Source organism: Williamsia sp. z34 (assembly GCF_059553395.1).
In genome coordinates this window covers 170,573-186,295 of the sequence record NZ_JCANWW010000003.1, presented here as the reverse complement: position 1 = coordinate 186,295, position 15,723 = coordinate 170,573, and the positions used below count along the sequence as shown (strand labels likewise).

Annotated in this window: 18 protein-coding genes; 9 read left to right on the top strand and 9 right to left on the bottom strand. The window is 62.6% G+C overall.

The features are described 5' to 3' along the window. Positions 1-77: 77 nt before the first annotated feature. Both AC51GT_RS09580 and AC51GT_RS09575 read right to left on the bottom strand, forming a co-directional pair. Positions 78-695, bottom strand: a complete 618-nt coding sequence (locus tag AC51GT_RS09580; protein WP_496328606.1) for a lipocalin family protein — start codon at positions 693-695, stop codon at positions 78-80. A gap of 12 nt (positions 696-707) precedes the next feature. Next, positions 708-2,843 (bottom strand): MMPL family transporter, encoded by a 2,136-nt coding sequence (locus tag AC51GT_RS09575; RefSeq protein WP_496328605.1) that lies wholly within the window; start codon positions 2,841-2,843, stop codon positions 708-710. Positions 2,844-2,975: 132 nt separating this feature from the next. Between AC51GT_RS09575 and AC51GT_RS09570 the strand changes: the two genes are divergently transcribed. Beyond that, on the top strand, positions 2,976-3,419 hold the full coding sequence (locus tag AC51GT_RS09570) for a MarR family winged helix-turn-helix transcriptional regulator (protein ID WP_496324275.1): 444 nt from the start codon (positions 2,976-2,978) through the stop codon (positions 3,417-3,419). A gap of 31 nt (positions 3,420-3,450) precedes the next feature. On the opposite strand, the gene AC51GT_RS09565 is transcribed toward AC51GT_RS09570, so the two are convergent. Continuing rightward, positions 3,451-4,014: a hypothetical protein gene (locus AC51GT_RS09565; RefSeq protein WP_496328604.1), complete on the bottom strand. Its 564-nt coding sequence runs from the start codon at positions 4,012-4,014 to the stop codon at positions 3,451-3,453. A 504-nt stretch (positions 4,015-4,518) separates the two neighbouring features. Here AC51GT_RS09565 and dnaB point away from each other — a divergent pair. Together dnaB and AC51GT_RS09555 are read left to right on the top strand one after the other, a co-directional pair. Then, on the top strand, positions 4,519-5,901 hold the full coding sequence (gene dnaB, locus AC51GT_RS09560) for a replicative DNA helicase (protein ID WP_496324273.1): 1,383 nt from the start codon (positions 4,519-4,521) through the stop codon (positions 5,899-5,901). 217 nt (positions 5,902-6,118) lie between these two features. After that, positions 6,119-6,307, top strand: coding sequence for a hypothetical protein (locus AC51GT_RS09555; RefSeq protein ID WP_496328603.1), 189 nt, complete (start codon positions 6,119-6,121; stop codon positions 6,305-6,307). A 98-nt stretch (positions 6,308-6,405) separates the two neighbouring features. Here AC51GT_RS09555 and AC51GT_RS09550 read toward each other — a convergent pair whose 3' ends face one another. Together AC51GT_RS09550 and AC51GT_RS09545 are read right to left on the bottom strand one after the other, a co-directional pair. Then, positions 6,406-6,570, bottom strand: a complete 165-nt coding sequence (locus AC51GT_RS09550) for a hypothetical protein (protein WP_496328602.1) — start codon at positions 6,568-6,570, stop codon at positions 6,406-6,408. 101 nt (positions 6,571-6,671) lie between these two features. Beyond that, positions 6,672-7,109 carry a winged helix-turn-helix transcriptional regulator gene (locus AC51GT_RS09545; RefSeq protein ID WP_496324270.1) on the bottom strand — a complete coding sequence of 146 codons (438 nt, stop codon included), beginning with the start codon at positions 7,107-7,109 and terminating at the stop codon, positions 6,672-6,674. A 118-nt stretch (positions 7,110-7,227) separates the two neighbouring features. Here AC51GT_RS09545 and AC51GT_RS09540 point away from each other — a divergent pair, with 118 nt between their 5' ends. From AC51GT_RS09540 to AC51GT_RS09520, 5 genes are all read left to right on the top strand, one after another. Then, complete coding sequence (locus tag AC51GT_RS09540; protein WP_496328601.1) at positions 7,228-8,700, top strand: MFS transporter; 1,473 nt, start codon at positions 7,228-7,230, stop codon at positions 8,698-8,700. Between the two features lie 176 nt (positions 8,701-8,876). Continuing rightward, complete coding sequence (locus AC51GT_RS09535) at positions 8,877-9,296, top strand: nuclear transport factor 2 family protein (protein ID WP_496324268.1); 420 nt, start codon at positions 8,877-8,879, stop codon at positions 9,294-9,296. Positions 9,297-9,404: 108 nt separating this feature from the next. Further along, a complete protein-coding gene (locus tag AC51GT_RS09530; protein ID WP_496328600.1) occupies positions 9,405-9,941 on the top strand; it encodes a hypothetical protein in 537 nt (178 codons plus the stop codon). Continuing rightward, positions 9,941-10,228 carry a response regulator transcription factor gene (locus AC51GT_RS09525; protein WP_496328599.1) on the top strand — a complete coding sequence of 96 codons (288 nt, stop codon included), beginning with the start codon at positions 9,941-9,943 and terminating at the stop codon, positions 10,226-10,228. The genes AC51GT_RS09530 and AC51GT_RS09525 overlap by 1 nt, the downstream gene beginning before the upstream one ends. Before the next feature lie 614 nt (positions 10,229-10,842). Then, entirely contained in the window at positions 10,843-11,457 is a 615-nt protein-coding gene (locus tag AC51GT_RS09520) for an alpha/beta hydrolase-fold protein (protein ID WP_496328819.1), read from the top strand. Here AC51GT_RS09520 and AC51GT_RS09515 read toward each other — a convergent pair. Both AC51GT_RS09515 and AC51GT_RS09510 read right to left on the bottom strand, forming a co-directional pair. Further along, complete coding sequence (locus AC51GT_RS09515) at positions 11,441-12,814, bottom strand: outer membrane protein assembly factor BamB family protein (RefSeq protein WP_496328598.1); 1,374 nt, start codon at positions 12,812-12,814, stop codon at positions 11,441-11,443. The two genes, AC51GT_RS09520 and AC51GT_RS09515, sit on opposite strands and share 17 nt — an antisense overlap. Positions 12,815-12,816: 2 nt before the next feature. Continuing rightward, on the bottom strand, positions 12,817-14,148 hold the full coding sequence (locus AC51GT_RS09510) for a hypothetical protein (RefSeq protein ID WP_496328597.1): 1,332 nt from the start codon (positions 14,146-14,148) through the stop codon (positions 12,817-12,819). A 199-nt stretch (positions 14,149-14,347) separates the two neighbouring features. Here AC51GT_RS09510 and AC51GT_RS09505 point away from each other — a divergent pair, with 199 nt between their 5' ends. Continuing rightward, positions 14,348-14,878 carry an ester cyclase gene (locus tag AC51GT_RS09505; RefSeq protein ID WP_496328596.1) on the top strand — a complete coding sequence of 177 codons (531 nt, stop codon included), beginning with the start codon at positions 14,348-14,350 and terminating at the stop codon, positions 14,876-14,878. A gap of 125 nt (positions 14,879-15,003) precedes the next feature. Here the strand turns inward: AC51GT_RS09505 and AC51GT_RS09500 are convergent, their stop codons facing one another. After that, on the bottom strand, positions 15,004-15,408 hold the full coding sequence (locus tag AC51GT_RS09500; protein WP_496324262.1) for a type II toxin-antitoxin system VapC family toxin: 405 nt from the start codon (positions 15,406-15,408) through the stop codon (positions 15,004-15,006). Beyond that, the gene (locus AC51GT_RS09495; RefSeq protein WP_496324261.1) at positions 15,405-15,638 is read right to left on the bottom strand and encodes a type II toxin-antitoxin system Phd/YefM family antitoxin; all 234 of its coding nucleotides are present in this window, start codon (positions 15,636-15,638) and stop codon (positions 15,405-15,407) included. The genes AC51GT_RS09500 and AC51GT_RS09495 overlap by 4 nt, the downstream gene beginning before the upstream one ends. Positions 15,639-15,723: the final 85 nt, after the last annotated feature.

The window sequence follows — 15,723 nt, the reverse complement described above, 5'->3', positions numbered from 1 at the left end:
TCAGCTTCTGTCTACGACAAACCCCCGGCCCTTTTGGGTCGGGGGTTTGTCGTATGCGGGGTACCGCGGCTGGGAGATCAGACGGTGCAGAGCGGTCGGATCTCGTTCGAGCCACCGGCGGTCGGGGAGGTCAGGATCAGGCAGGCGTTGTAGCCGTCGTCCTCGGCTACCTTCCGGATCTCCTTCCAGCCCTCGGCACTGATGTTCGGTTCGCGCGACAGGACGAAGGCCGACGTGCGCGACGGGTTGCCGACAAACGCCCACGAGTAGTCGTCGGCGATGTGGGAGACCACGTAGTTGGTCGGTCCGCTCTTGGACTCCTGCGTCGGGACGCCCGGGAAGCTGACGTGCAGTTGCGCGCCGGTGACGGTGTCGTTGACGCGGGCGTTGCCGAGGATCCGGTTGTCGCCGCCCGTCCAGGTGATGCAGGTGTTCTCGACCCGGATGTTCGCTGCGTCGATCTGCTGATAGTTGGCCTTGGTGTCGCGGGCGCAGATGAGATTGAACGGCTGCGGCAAAGCGGCGACCTGGTTCCAGGTACCGAGGTAACGCTCCGTGTCGAGTTTGGCCACGGGCTTCAACGGCGGCGGGGCAGAGCTGATGTCGGCGGAGGCCGGTGCGGCGAAGGCCAGGGCGAATCCCACCGCCAGGGCACCGGTCACGAGTTGGGTGATGCGACGAGTCGAGAACGTCATGGTTGTCGTCTCCTACTTCGGTTGCGTTGATGACACAGGTTGTGGACGCGCTTGTGTATCCACATTGCCGGGCCACCAGATTCGTGGCCCGATCAGACTGAAGAGCGCCGGGATGACCACCGTGCGGACGAGGAAGGTATCGAGCAGGATGCCGATGCCGACGATGATGCCGAGCTGGGTCAGGGTGATCAGCGGGAGGATGCCGAGCACACAGAAGACGGCAGCCAAAACGATTCCGGCGCTTGTGATCACAGCTCCGGTGGAGGCCACGGCGCGGATGATGGCGTCGCGGGTTCCGTGTCCGGGGGTTTCCTCGCGGGCTCGGATCACCAGGAACATCGTGTAGTCGATGCCGAGCGCGACCAGGAAGAGGAACGAGTACAGCGGCACGTTGTCGTCGAGGGCTCCGAAGCCGAAGACGTGCTCACTGATCAAGCTGCCCAGTCCGATGGCGGCGACGGTGCTCAGCACCGTGGTGGCCACCAGGACCACCGGCGCCACGAGTGCTCGCAGGAACACGATGAGGATGACGAACACCACCGCCAGGATCAGCGGAATGATCAGGAAGCGGTCGCTTTCCGCGGCGTTGCGGGTGTCGAGTGCCTGCGCGTCCGAGCCGCCGACCAGGGCGTCGGAGCCGGGGATGTCGCCGGTCGCCGTGCGCAGATCGTCGATGATGTCGAAGGCCTGCTGAGAGGCCGGGTCCGCGTCGATCACCACCGACCACTTGGTCCATCCGGTGTCGGACTGTCCGGCTTCGGTCGCCGACTCGACACCCTCGGTGCCGTCGAGGGCTTCTTGAACCTGCGGTGCGGTATCGGTTTTCGCGACAACCGTCGTCGGATCTGCTTCGCCGGCCGGGAAGTGTTGCGCCAGAACGTCGAAACCTTCGACGGAGTCGGCGCTGACCCGGAACTGTTCGGTCTGTGACAGACCGATCTGGGTTCCGACCAAGCCGAGTGAACAGGCGATGAGCACGGTCAGTGCGATCGACAGAACGCGCACCGGATGACGGGAGACGCCGCCGGCGATTCGGAACCACAGACCACCCTCGGTCGGGATCGGATCCCCGACCTTCGGGATGAACGGCCAGAACAGCCGAGTTCCGCAGAGCGCCAACAACGGTGGCAGAACCAGGAGGGCGAACAGTACGGCGACCACCAGGCCGGCGGCGGCCAGAGCGCCGAGACTGCGGGTGCTCGGCAGGGCTGCGAAGAGCAGGGTCAGCAGGGCCAGCACCACCGTGGCGTTGGATGCCAGGATTGCCGGGCCGGCGTGCCGCACGGCCTGGCGCAGCGCCAACCGGTGATCGGATTCGGTGCGGAGTTCCTCGCGGTATCGGGAGATCAACAGCAGGGCGTAGTTGGTACCGGCACCGAAGACGAGCACGCTGGTGATCCCGGCAGTGGAACCGTCGAACGACAGGCCGGTGAGTTCGGCCAATCCGGTGCCGATCGAGTTGGCGACGCGATCGGCGAACGCCACGACGATCAGCGGGATCAACCACAGGATCGGCGAGCGGTAGGTCACGATGAGCAGAATCGCGACGACCAGGGCGGTCACGGCGAGCAGGGTGATGTTGGCGCCGGAGAACGCGTTCGCGGTATCCGCGCCGAACGCCGGCCCCCCGGTGACATAGGTCTTCAGGTCGGTGGGCAGGCCGTCGTCGGCGGCGCTGCGGAGGTCATCGACGAGGTCGGTGAGTTTGAAGCCGCTCAGATCGGTGTTCACCGGCACGATCGAGATCGCGGCCACGCCGTCCGGCGATGTGACGACCGGTGGGCCGGGCGGGGTGTCGGCAGGTACCGATCGGTCGACGGCAAGCATGCGCTGGTGTGCCGCGGCCACGGCTTCCTGATCCGCAGGGGTGAGCGCAGCGCCGTCCGCGCGCACGGTCACCAGTACCGCGGGGGCGACGTTGGAGTCGGGGAACTCCTCCAGAATGTCTTTGACCTGCGCCGAATCGGCGGAGCTCGGCAGCGAGGTGGGGGCCTCTTCGGCCGAATCATTGCCGCCGATCAACCCCATCGCGGCGCCCGCGAGTATCAGTATGACCAATGCGACCACCCACGACCGCCGACCCGTCACGAGATCGGCGAAGCGGTCCCAACGGGTGCCAGAATGGATGGACTTGTCGATAGTCGCCATTGCAAAACCGTCTCACATGTTCAACTATTGAGCAACTAAAGTATCTCGGGTTGAGATGCTTTGACCGGAAGAAGGAACCCTGTGTCCGAGCAACCGCCATCTGTGGACCCGCGCGCTGCGCTGGAATCCCAGATGTCCTCTGACCTGCGGCTGCTCAACGCCGCATCGGATCGGATCACGAGGGTTTTCGCGGGGCAGAACGATCTGAGCGCCAACGACTTCCGGGCACTGCTGCACGTGATGGTCGCCGACGCCGAAGGTGAGCCGCTGACCGCGGGCGCCCTGGGCAAGCGGATGCAGGTGTCCGGGGGTGCGGTGACGCATCTGGTCGAGAGGATGATCGCGACCCGACACATCCGGCGCGCATCGCATGAGCGTGATCGCCGGAAGGTGATGCTTCATTACGACGACCACGGCATGGCCGTTGCGCGGGAATTCTTTGCGCCACTCGGCCGCCACATGCGCGATGCGTTCGCAGACTTGCCCGACGACGATCTCGAGGCCGCGCACCGGGTGTTCACCGCGATGGTCGGCGCCATGCAGGCCTATCAAGAAGAGCTCGGCGACCCGAAATAGGCGAGCGCGGTTGAGGTTCGAGAATCTGGCGTCAGCCTTGGTCGGCGGGTGGGAATCGAGGATCGGCGTTCTTGTCATGGCGGTTGTCCCCTGCGGGATAGACGAACTTGAACCAGGTCTGGGTAACGGTGAACGCCCGTGAACCAGCGGCGCAGGTGACGCCGTCGGGGCTCACGGCGCAGGTTGATCCGTCGACGGTGATCGACTGGCCGATGTCGAGGAGTGGTGCGCGGAACCAACCCCGTGGGGTCGTTCGGTACCCGGTGTCGGCCGGAACCCAATACGGGCCGTTTTGTCCGCCGGAGATGGCCACCCCGACGGTGCCTGGCGGTGCGGTCCTGGGATGGCCGCTGCAGCCGTTGAAGCCGTATCCGGGGCCCAGCGCGCACGTGCGACCTCCGGGCGTGACAAAGAAAGTGCGCCCGTTGTCGGCGTGGTCGGGGGAGCGGTGGGGAGATGGGTCGATCGCCGCATATCCGGATAGGTCGGGCATCTGTTGATGGTTCGGCGATGGTGCGGCCGGCGCCGTCGCGCCCGTTGTCAGCAGCGCCGCCACGGCGGTAGCCACGATGATCGTCCCGACCAACTTCCGCACGAACGCCTCCCCCGAATGGTCCCCGTCACATCATTGCACCTGAATTGGCATCATCACGTGGACTCCCGGAGATGAGCATCAAAAAGGATCGCGAAGATCACTTTTGACAGCTCGCAAAGTAAGTCGCGTGTTTGCGGCGTGAAAGCCTGCGCGCCACCCGGGATTCATCATGAGCTAAACCGAACACGCCCGAAATCGGACATCTTGGGACACGCCGCCAGAACGCTATCCACAGTAACTAAAAGTCTTGAACAGCCTCTGAGCTGCGATGATCGCAAATGTGATCTCAGTTATCCACAAGTTCCCCACAGGGCGCTAACAAGATGGGTCGCCTGGTGCACAGATGGTTAACAGGGTGATCCACAGGTGCATTTGGCCGGATCGGCACCACCCCTTAGTGTCTGCCGGAGTGTGTCGATTCGGGTTGGCTCCGGCATGGCAGATCGGAGATGTCGGACAGGCCTGCGAGACTTGAACCGAACAAACTATCGAAGGGGTGGCGTCTTGGCCGTCGTTGATGATCGCGGGCATGCTGAACCTCAGGATCAGGCCCCACCGAGCGAGGATTTCGGTCGTCAACCCCCTCAAGACATGGCTGCAGAACAGTCGGTTCTGGGCGGCATGATGCTCTCGAAGGACGCCATCGCCGATGTTCTCGAGAAGCTGCGCCCCGGCGACTTCTACAAGCCCGCGCATCAGTCTGTGTACGACGCCATTCTGGATCTCTACGGCAAGGGCGAACCTGCCGACGCCGTCACCGTGGCGGGCCAGCTGGACCGCATGGGTGAGCTGCGCCGGGTCGGTGGTGCTCCCTATCTACACACGCTGATCTCTACCGTTCCGACCGCTGCCAATGCCGGCTACTACGCCGAGATCGTTGCCGAGAAGTCGATTCTGCGCCGCCTCGTCGAGGCGGGCACCCGCATCGTGCAGTTCGGTTACGGCGCCGACGGCCAGGACGTTGCCGAAGTCGTCGACCGCGCGCAGGCCGAGATCTACGAGGTCACCGAGCGTCGCACCACCGAAGACTATGTGCCGTTGGAAGAGCTGCTGCAGCCGACGATGGACGAGATCGACTCCATCGCCTCGGCCGGCGGAATGTCCAAGGGCGTGCCGACTGGCTTCCACGATCTCGACGAACTCACCAACGGACTTCATCCCGGCCAGATGATCATCGTCGCGGCGCGACCCGGTGTCGGTAAATCGACCCTTGCCATGGACTTCCTGCGGTCGTGCTCGATCAAGCACGGCAAAGCCAGTGCCATGTTCTCCCTGGAAATGAGCAAAACCGAGATCGTCATGCGGTTGCTCTCCGCCGAGGCCAAGATCAAGCTCGGCGACATGCGCGCCGGACGGATGAGCGATGACGACTGGACGCGACTCGCTCGCCGGATGGGTGAGATCTCCGAGGCGCCACTGTTCATCGACGACTCGCCCAACCTGACCATGATGGAGATCCGCGCCAAGGCGCGGCGGATGAAGCAGAAGCACGACCTCAAGCTTGTGGTGATCGACTACATGCAGCTGATGTCGTCGGGTAAGAAAGTCGAATCCCGCCAGCAGGAAGTCTCCGAATTCTCGCGAAGCATCAAGCTTTTGGCGAAGGAGATCGAAGTACCGGTGGTCGCGATCAGCCAGCTGAACCGTGGTCCCGAGCAACGTACCGACAAGCGTCCGCAGGTCTCCGACCTTCGTGAATCGGGATCGCTGGAGCAGGACGCCGACATGGTCATCCTGCTGCACCGCCCCGACGCCTTCGAACGCGACGACCCACGCGCCGGCGAAGCCGACATCATTGTGGGCAAACACCGTAACGGTCCGACCGCCACGATCACCGTTGCGCACCAACTACATTTGAGCAAGTTCGTGGACATGGCCCGCGGCTGATCGTTGCCGCGATCGGCATTGCGGATTCGCGGTTGGATTTCGCTTGCGGAACATGTTGCGGAGATGAACAGTGAGCCTTCACCAGTGGCATCCGAATCCCGATCGGAAATCGAGCAAGGGTTTCTGGCTCAAATTCGCGCTGTCGATGTCGATGATTCTGGCAGTGCTGATACTCGTGGCAGTGATTGCGTAGTCATTGCTTCTCTGGTCTCGAAACATGAACCAGGCGATGACCGACGCGGCGATCCGGCGGTACTACACCGATCAGTTCGATGAAGGTGCCCGCCTGACCACCAGATCAGGCCAGAGTGCACTTGAGTTCATCCGGGTGCAGGAGATCATCGGCGCGCGGATCGCCCCCAACTCGCGGATCCTCGACGTTCGGGCCGCTCTACCACCTCCATGACCGTTCCGATCGACTCACCGCATTGCAGGAGGCTGCCCGCGTAACCGTGTCTGGAGGGCAGCGGGCACTTCCATACCGCCGCTGAACTCGAGCGCGAATTACTCGAGGCGGAACTCGTCGACGTCGAAGTACACGCAATTGAAGGGGCCGCCGGACTCGCACTTGAACAGATGCCCACTGGCGACAGGGAACTCCTCGAGGCCGCACTGACCATCGCGCGGCGCACCGGTCACCTCCCCGGTGTTCGTGATATCAGCAACCACACCATCGCAATTGGGCGCGTGTCGTAAACGCAGCAGTCACGATTTGTGGACGACTGCCGGTGTGCCCGCATGCACCGATCTGCGTTGAGCACGAATCGAATTCATTCTCCGACGACGTTGAGTTCCGTCCTGGTGTCGTAGTCGGTGCGAGCGCCGGCGACCTCGTTCTGGTGCTGTTCGGTCCATCGCACCAAGGACTGAATGGTGTCGAGCAGGGTCACGCCCAGTGGCGTGAGCGCGTACTCGACCCGAGGGGGCACGACGGGGTACACGGTTCGGCGAACGAGGCCGTCGCGCTCCAGTTGGCGCAGGGTCCGAGTCAGCATGCGCTGGCTGATCCCGCCGATCTCGCGGCTCAGTTCGGTGAAACGCAGGGTGCGTCTCTCGAGTAGCGAGATGGCCAGCAGCGACCACTTGTCCGCGATGCGGTCGAGTATCTGGCGGACTTCGCAATCCTCCCGGGTGTCCCATTGCCGGGCGCCGTAGTCATCTTCGGTATCCCCGCAGTAACCGGGGATCTTTGAAGTGCCTTCTTCCATGGTCAGCAATGGTGCCTGAAGATGAGGTCAGTTACAAGAAGTAACTGTATGGCCCAAAGGGAACTGTCTCGATTCACCCAGGCCTCCGCTGCTTCATCCACAAAGGAGTTTGCCGATCATGACCACATCACAGGCTTCGATCCCCGGTGACCGCCCCGGTCGCCTCGGCTGGCGCACCCGGGGCGTGCTGTTCGTGCTCTGCGGTGCGATCTTCCTGGAAGGGATCGACGTGGCCATGCTGAACGTGGCGTTGCCGTCGATCCGGGCCGATCTCGGGCTGTCCACCGGTGAACTGCAGTGGGTCATGAGCGCCTACGTGCTGGGGTACGGCGGTTTCATGCTTTTGGGAGGGCGCGCAGCCGACCTCTTCGGGCGACGGCAGATGTTCCTGGTCCCCCTTGTGGTGTTCCTTCTCTTCTCCGGCCTGGGTGGTCTGGCCACCGAAGGGTGGATGCTCATCGTCGCCCGGTTCGTGACCGGCGTTGCTGCCGCGTTCATGACCCCCGCCGGGCTTTCCATCGTCACGACGAGCTTCGCCGAAGGTCCCCAGCGCAACAAGGCCCTCCTGATCTACTCGGGAACGGCATCAGGGGGCTTTTCCCTCGGGTTGGTCATCGGCGGCCTTCTCGCGGCGGTCGACTGGCGGTTGGTGTTCTTCGTCCCGGTAGCCGTGTCGCTGGTGATCCTGCTCGCGGCTTTCCCGCTCGTGCCGAAGTCCCCGCGCCCGGACCGCAAGGGTCAAAGCGTCGACGTCGCCGGGGCCGTCAGCATCGCGGGAGCGATCCTCCTGCTGGTCTTCACAGTCGAGCGGGCCACGCATGTGGAGGTGATCTGGACACTTGCCACCCTTGCGATCAGTGCCCTGTTGTTCGTCTCGTTCGTGGTGATCGAACGAAAGTCGTCGGCACCGCTGGTCCGCCTTGGCATCTTCGGATCGGGGTCGCTCGTGCGCACGAACCTTGCTGCACTGCTGTTCGCCGCAGGCTTCTTCGGGTTTCAGTTCATCGTCGTTCTGTACCTCCAGGAACTACGAGACTGGTCCACGCTGGCAACGAGTTTCGCTCTCCTGGCAGTCGGCATCGATGCGCTGTTGGCGCCGACCCTCACACCTAAGCTCGTCGATCGGTTCGGCTACCCACGGGTGGTCTTCGGTGGTCTGCTGATAGCGGTTCTCGCCTACGTCATGTTCTTACCGATCGGTATGGACTCGACCTACCTGGCGATGTTCCCGACCATGATTGTCTTGGGGCTCGCCTTCGCCCTGGTGTACGGACCTCTCACCATCGCAGCTACTGAAGGCATCAAGGAAGACGAGCAAGGTCTCGCCGGCGGACTGCTGTACACCTCGTTCCAGTTCGGAGCCGCGCTCGGCCTCTCGGCAGTCACCGTCGTATACGTCCTGGCTGCTGGTAGCGGCGGGTCGCCCGAACAAATGCTCGACGGCTACCGAGCAGCCTTGCTCGTGCCACTCGCCGCCGCCGGTCTCGCTGCCTGCATCACGGCGTTCGACCTCCGCCGCGTCGCGGTCGCCGGACCCGAGGCGGAAATCAGTCGCCGTCCCAGTTCCAAGGGTGAGCGACAAACGATCTAGAGCATCGGTGATCGGTTGCCTCGCAGCGACTTCGCGTTTCAGGTTCGGTGGGCCGTCGCTGTTGGCCGATAGGTCATTTGGCCGATGCGATCCGAGCGGCTGATTGTGATCATTGGTGTCGCAGCTATGCGGACGATGTCAGATCCGCAGCAACACAACTGGAAGGCGAAGTCGGGATGAATACGAATCTGAGTGCAGAGCAGCAGGAGTCACAGCACAAGGCCGTGGTGGTCGGGATGTACAACGACCTGAGGCAGGGCAACGGCGAAGCGGTCTTGATGGCGCTGAGTGAAGAGATCGCGTGGACGGTGCCACCGGGTTTGTCCTACGGCGGTACCTACCACGGCCGAGAAGCAGTGCTGAACAACGTCTTTTCCCGCTTCGTCACCGACTGGGAGGATTTCGAGGTTGACTGGGACGAGGTCTTCGGCGTCGGGAATGTGGTGATCGCACTCGGTCACTATGCCGGCAAGCGCCGTGAGACAGGCAAGACCATGCGTGCACGTTTTGCACACGTATGGCGATTCACCGATGGTGTGCCGGTCACTTTCGAGACCATCCCGGACACGCACACCATGGTCGCGGCGATGTCGTAGATGTGGGCAGCTCTTCTGAGAAGTGTTCTTCCGGTTGAAAATTGAGCGTCCGATAGGCCTCCGCGCCGGCACCGGTTGCGTGGACGGACCGAATGCTACTGTTCGGCGGTGCCTGAGATTCGAGTAGCAGAAGTACTTTCCGCGCTGTCTCTGACCACCGATCTCGCTGCCGGGGTCCCTTTTGAAAAAGGGCTTCGCACATGCGTGGTCGCCTCGGTGTTCGCCGACGAAGTGCTCGGTGTCGATGCGGTTACACTGCGGACCATCTTCGAGACGGCGCTGCTGCGCTCGGTCGGTTGTACCTCGTTCGCACCGGAACTCGCTGCGATCTTTGGGGACGACGTTGCCTTCCAAGCGGCGTTGAAGACGTTCGAGCCCGGCGACGAGGAGAAGTTCGCTTCCCAGTTGAGCACCCTCAGCGATCAGAACGGTACCGGGGGTTCGGGACTGGCCGCGCCTCCCGTGGAGGTCTTCCAAACAGTCGGCGTGGACGCCATGCGCAGTGGCTGCGAGGCCAGCCGCTCGTTGGGCGCCGGCCTGGGTTTGCGGCCGGAGTCATGGCGGCAGCGGACAGATTTGTCGGGCTCACCGAACCGCGTCCGTACCGTGCGGCCTACACGGTCGAGGCTGCCGTGGGGATACTGATGCGGGAGGTCGAGACCGGCGGGCTGGACCGACAGGCGTGTGCGGTGGTGATCGAAGCGGCAGGTCGGCCTCGGCCTCGATCGAAACTGCCTGCGGGACTGACCGAACGAGAGGTGGAGGTGCTCTGCCTGGCCGCACGAGGGCTGAACAACCGCGAGATCGGGGAGGAGCTCGGAATTTCGGGTCGGACGGTGGGACACCATCTTTCCCACATTTACGACAAGGTCGGCCGGCGCACCCGGGCCGGTGTTGCGGTGTTCGCGATGGAACACGACTTGCTTCCGTGACCCACTGCGTGGCCGTGCGCACCCTGATGCACGCAGTGAGGCCCTGATGCCGGGACCGAAACTTCGATGACGTGGGAGCAAGCGGTCTGTGCCATCCTGGGTGTCGATAATTTGTAGGAGGTAGTCGAACTGATGACGGTCACTGCGCCAGATCCGTCCGCCGGGTACACCGATGTCAACTTTCGTTGGTACAGCGAGGTTCCTGTGGTCGTCTCGCTTCATCTGACCGGTTATCCCGCACCACCATCCATGGCGGCATCGGGCTGACGCTCACCGAGCCGGGTGTTTATGCGACGACGGTGCGACTTCCGGACGACGCATGTGTGAGTTATGGCTTCTTGGTCTTCTAATCCGTTGAAGCGCAACAAGAATTTTCGATCTACCAGGTCCTCGACAATCTCGTCTCCGACCCAGCCAATCCTGATGTGATTCGCCGTCCGTTCGGTATGCGCGGCTGGTCGTCGGTGTTGGAATTGCCGGGCGCGCGGACACACCCGGCGTGGCCGGACCCTGACCAGGGTGCCACATCCGAGGGTGAATCGTCCTATGCCATAGTCGAATCAGGTCGTACGCTGACGATTCTTCCTGGTGATGCGGACGGACCGCTCTTGGTGATGTTCGACGGAGATCTGTGGGCCGACGCCGACGTCGGCTATCGCAGCGCAATGACTCAGCGCAACAAGGATGCAACTGGTCCATCGCCAACAACCATTCTCGTCAGCACACCTGACCGGCAGATTCTCGACAACCGAGAGTTGATGACCCACTTGTTGACACGCGAAATACTGCCGGCACTCGAACGAGCGGGAATCAGGGGGAAGGGGCTCATCGTCGGCGGACAAAGCTACGGTGGCCTGGCTGCGGCTGGTCTTCTGATCGACCTGCCCGACCTCATCGACGCTGCGATCGTCCAGTCGGGGTCTTTCTGGTTCGACGAAGAGAGCGAGACGCGCGACTATGGGCGGCCGGGGACGCTGACTCGGTCACTCGAGCGTTTGTCCGGAACCCGGACTCTCACCAATCGTGTTGTGGTGCAGGTCGGAAGCCTGGAGGGTGCGATGGTCGATCAGTCGCGGTGGTTCGTGGACGCAGTGAAGGGCGCCGGGGCGGAGGTGCACTTCGAAACCTACTCCGGCGGACATGATTACGCGTGGTATCGCCACGGAATTGCTCTACGCGATCGACCGTCTGTGCCCGTGACGGGGCCGGTCACTACGGCAGCGGTTTGAGACCGATCATCCGGCGGTCCGACGAGAAGATCCACCCGTCGTCGTGCCGTATGGTCGCGCCACCTGAGGCGAAGGTTTCGGGATCGGAGTCGATGGCAAGGAATGGTGCCGTCCACACCACCCGGCCGGTCTTGACATCTAATGCGGTCAACGCGATCCCGTCGGTGCCGACGAGCACGTTGTCGCCGGCCGCTGCCGGCGTCATCGTCTCAGCTGTGTCTTTGTGCCACAGCTGTTTTCCTGTCCAAAGGTCGATGCCGGTCTCATTCGCCCCGTCGCGCAGATAGATTATGTCGCCAGTGATGGCTGTCACGGCTCCCTGTGTCCCGTTGTCGCCGGTCACGAGGTCGATGTTGGTCCAGAGTCGATCGCCGGTGGTGCGGTCGTATGCGGAATCTCCCATCAAAATGGGTGCGTCGGTGCCCGACAGCTGATCGAGCGCCGGCCGCTGCACTGCGGCGCTCTTCACTGTTGCGAGCACCTTGCCGTCAGGGCCTCGGAGCAACTGCTCGGAGACTGCGTTGTATGTCTCGCAATCGGTATTAGACTGCGCCACAACACCACCGGATTCCAGACTCGCGGCGTAGATGCACTCGTTGCCGGTGTTCCACAGCTCAGCACCGGACTCGGCATCGAATTGCGCCATCTCGATCCCCGTCTGAACGGCACCGACGCCGTCCGTCACGGTCAGTACCTCGCTGTTGAACACCGAATCCCATCCGGCGCCGATGTCGAAGCTCTGCGACCAGTTGGCCGAGATGTCGTCGTAGTTGCCCGAATGGACTCGGACGTCGTTGTCTTCGGGATTGCCTTCGGCGGTGTAGAGGGTGTCCGAGGTGGTGGTGATACCAAAGACCGACTCGTCGACCGTCCGCCGTTCGACCTCCCCCGATTCGATGTCATAACGGACGAGCTCATAGCCTTCATTCATTGCGTAGCAATAGATCTTGCCGTCGAGCGGTTCCTCGCTGCATTGCTGGAGATCGGTCGCGGGAGCCTGCCAGCGGACCGTCCCATCGTCGGGATCGATGCCGATCATGACGGCGTCGTCGAGGGTGTAACCGTCGTTGGGGATGCCGGCAATGGTCATCAGGGTGTCATCCACAAGGATGAATCCAGGGAAACCGGAGTTGTAGGAGGACCCCCCGCGCGGGTCGGAGAAATCAGCGAACGGACGGTCGAGATACTCGGCGGCATCGAGGGACCAGGCGAGTCCGGGAGCTTCCGCAGTGGTCGCGGTGATCTTCTTGACCGGTGTCTGAGAATGGTGGTTCACCAATATAAATCCCGCCGCGGTGAGGGTCACAACGGCAGCTGCCGCGGCGGCGACGAGTTGCCAGGTGCTCTTGTCGGGCACGTCTACAGTTCCAATCCGGGTGTGAGCGCGATTGATTCGAGTTCATCGAGCGGGAGAATCTGATCGGCGCTTGCTGCGCTGGAGCTGACGGAGATCCTCGTCCCGGCGGGCCGCGTCACGACGACGGAGTTCGACATTTGTGTTGTGGATTCTTCTGGCTTGTTCATCGGGAAGGACGAGTAAAAGGACCGCTCGGTCTGCACGACGGTCCCGTCCTCGAGTGTGCGGAGCGTCTTCTGTCCACCCGAACCCGGTTCCGGGCGTTCCGGGGCGGGAAGGGCCTGACCCCCGGTGATCGAAATATTCAGATCCACACCTGCTTGTACATCCGAAATCCCGGTGCACAGCGTCTGGTTTCCCCCGAGTTGCAAGGGTTTCAGCTTCGGACCGCCGAGATCAACTGTCGCGAGGACCGCGTCGAGCTTACGTGCCTGCTCACGAGAGACGGCCGGGCCGTTGGTCTCGGAGTAGCCATAACACTCTTCCGGCGGGGGCGGGGTCCCAGCTGGAACGGCCGTGGTGACGCGGAGCCGTGGATCTGCGACGATGCGCACCAGATCATCAACGGTCAAGGGTATTTCACCGCTGTTCTCCTGCCGCGTGGCCCCGAAACTGTCGCTGGCGCTTGCGCTGATCCAGGATCCGTCGGCCACGTATGCCTGTGCCGACCTGCTGAGGGTGCGAACGCCGTTCACTTCCCGCCAGGTGTCGTGCACATCGACCACCGTGCCGTCGGCCAGGGTGCGACGCTCGTCGAGATGCCCTGCGACGCACGGTGGAATCGGTGCGGACTTCTGTTGTACGCCGATGTACAAACTCCCCTTTGCTTTCCCGTTGACCACGGAACCCGACGCCGATGTATATCCGTCCGGCGCCGAGTCGGAGTCGCCGAAGTCGGTGATCGGTTGAAAGATCAGCGAGCGTTCTGGACTCGCGAACTCGATCTCGGCACTGCCAGGCAATGTTTCGGCTACTGCCTGCGACATTGCGGTTGCTTTGGAGCCGTTGAACCAGGGAAATTTGGGGTTGTCGTAGGTTTGCTGGCTGCCTGTCATGACCGAGATCGCACTGTAGCCACCGAACTCGTCAGGTTGCTCGATGACGTCGCATCCGGGGATGTCAGCCGTCAGGTCGACCGGTTCTTCCACCCTGTCGAACTCTTCGGGCGCAGTGGGTTCTGGCTCCGCGGTCGACGACGTCGGAGCCGTCGTCAGTTCTGGTTCGGGCTCAGGTTGTAGGAGTCCCGCCATCACGATCCCGAGCGCGAGGACGGAGACGATGACAAGCGCGAAGGTCCACGCTTCTTTCTTGCGTGATGAGACGTGATCGTCCATCGGTCTCCCCCTGATCGTGGCCGCTACAGAAGCCATGTCGTGACGATCAGCAAGTTCGTTACGCGAAGCAGGATTCGTGCCGAGCCGTCGATCGAGTAGTCGAATACATGCGCTTTCGGTGGTGTGCGGTGTCAGTCTGAAGGGAAGCGGCCATAGCGGTATCGGCGAACGTGCCGCACAAACAATCCATGGAGGAGCGATGACTGATCCCCGCAAAAGTTCGACCACCACAGCCCCGCCGAAGGACGACGTCTCCAACGCTGAACTCGTCCGCTGGGCATTGGGTCGCCTCAACGCCCGGGACATCACCGGTCTGCGCAGGTTCTGGACCGCCGACACGATCGTCGATTTCCCAACCGGGACATGCCGTGGAGCCGACGCCATCGCCGCTTACTTCGAGGAGGTCTTCGCGGCTGTGCACGACTTCGACATGGAGGTCGTGTCGATCGCCGGGTCCGGCAAAGACGTTCTGGTCCACTGGCATCTGACCGGTCGGCATGCCGGTACTTTCGTCGGGGTGGCCGGAACCGGACGGCCGATCGCCCTCGATGGTTTCGACCACTTCGTCATCGCGGATCGGAAAGTCGTCACCAACACGGTGCGCTATGACCAGATGGAGTTTGCGCGTCAGATCAAGATGCTGCCCCCGGATGGGTCGAATGCGGATCGCGCAATGAAAGCTGCCTTCAACGTCAAAACCCGTGTCACGGGGAGGGTTCGCCTGCGCTGACAGAAGCGCTGATCGCCGGGCGGCTATCGATGAACCCGGTGTCAACGGACGTGTTGTCTCGAAGTCCAATGACGATTCGGGCTACTAGAGCTACGCGAGCTGCTACTGATCTGGGTTCCGGCAGTTCATTTGGACAGTCGTGTGTTGATCACCGGGGTGAGCGCGCCGTCGATCAGGAGTCGGTCACTTGTGGCGATCGTGAATCCCCGGCGCGCAGCCTGGGCGACGATCATTCGGTCGAATGGGTCTTTGTGATCCCAGGGCAGGCGGCCGGCGGTGGCCGCGTCCGCCGAATCGATCGACAGGCCGGTAGCTCCCATGGCCGCCAGTGTGTCGTCCCAGACCGACAGGAGCGCGTCGCCATCGAAGCGGCCGATACGGGTTTTGATTGCGATCTCCCACGTAGATGCCGCCGACACGAAGAGCTCGTTGGACCTATCGGACAACAGATCGCGAGCGGGTGATGCGATTCTCTCGGGGGCTGTCACCAGCCACAACAGCGCGTTGGTGTCGAGCAGAATCGACGTCACCGGGCGTCGTCCCAAGCCGACAGTTCAGACTCCGGCAGTGGTTCATCGAACGAGTCCGGAATGACGAGATGCGGCAGCTGTCCGAATGTTCGTGGAGTGGCATGGACGGGGGAGAGTACGGCCACCGGCCGGCCATGATTGGTGATCGTCACCGAGATGCCGGACCTTTCGACCTCAGCCAGAACTGCGTTGAGGCGCGTTTTGGCCTCTGTGCTGGTGATCATCTTCATGGAACCAATTTACACCAGTGAAACTAGTGCGAATAGTCCAAATGGGCCTTGTCATCGATCGCGCCAGGAGGTTCCACGCGCCGCA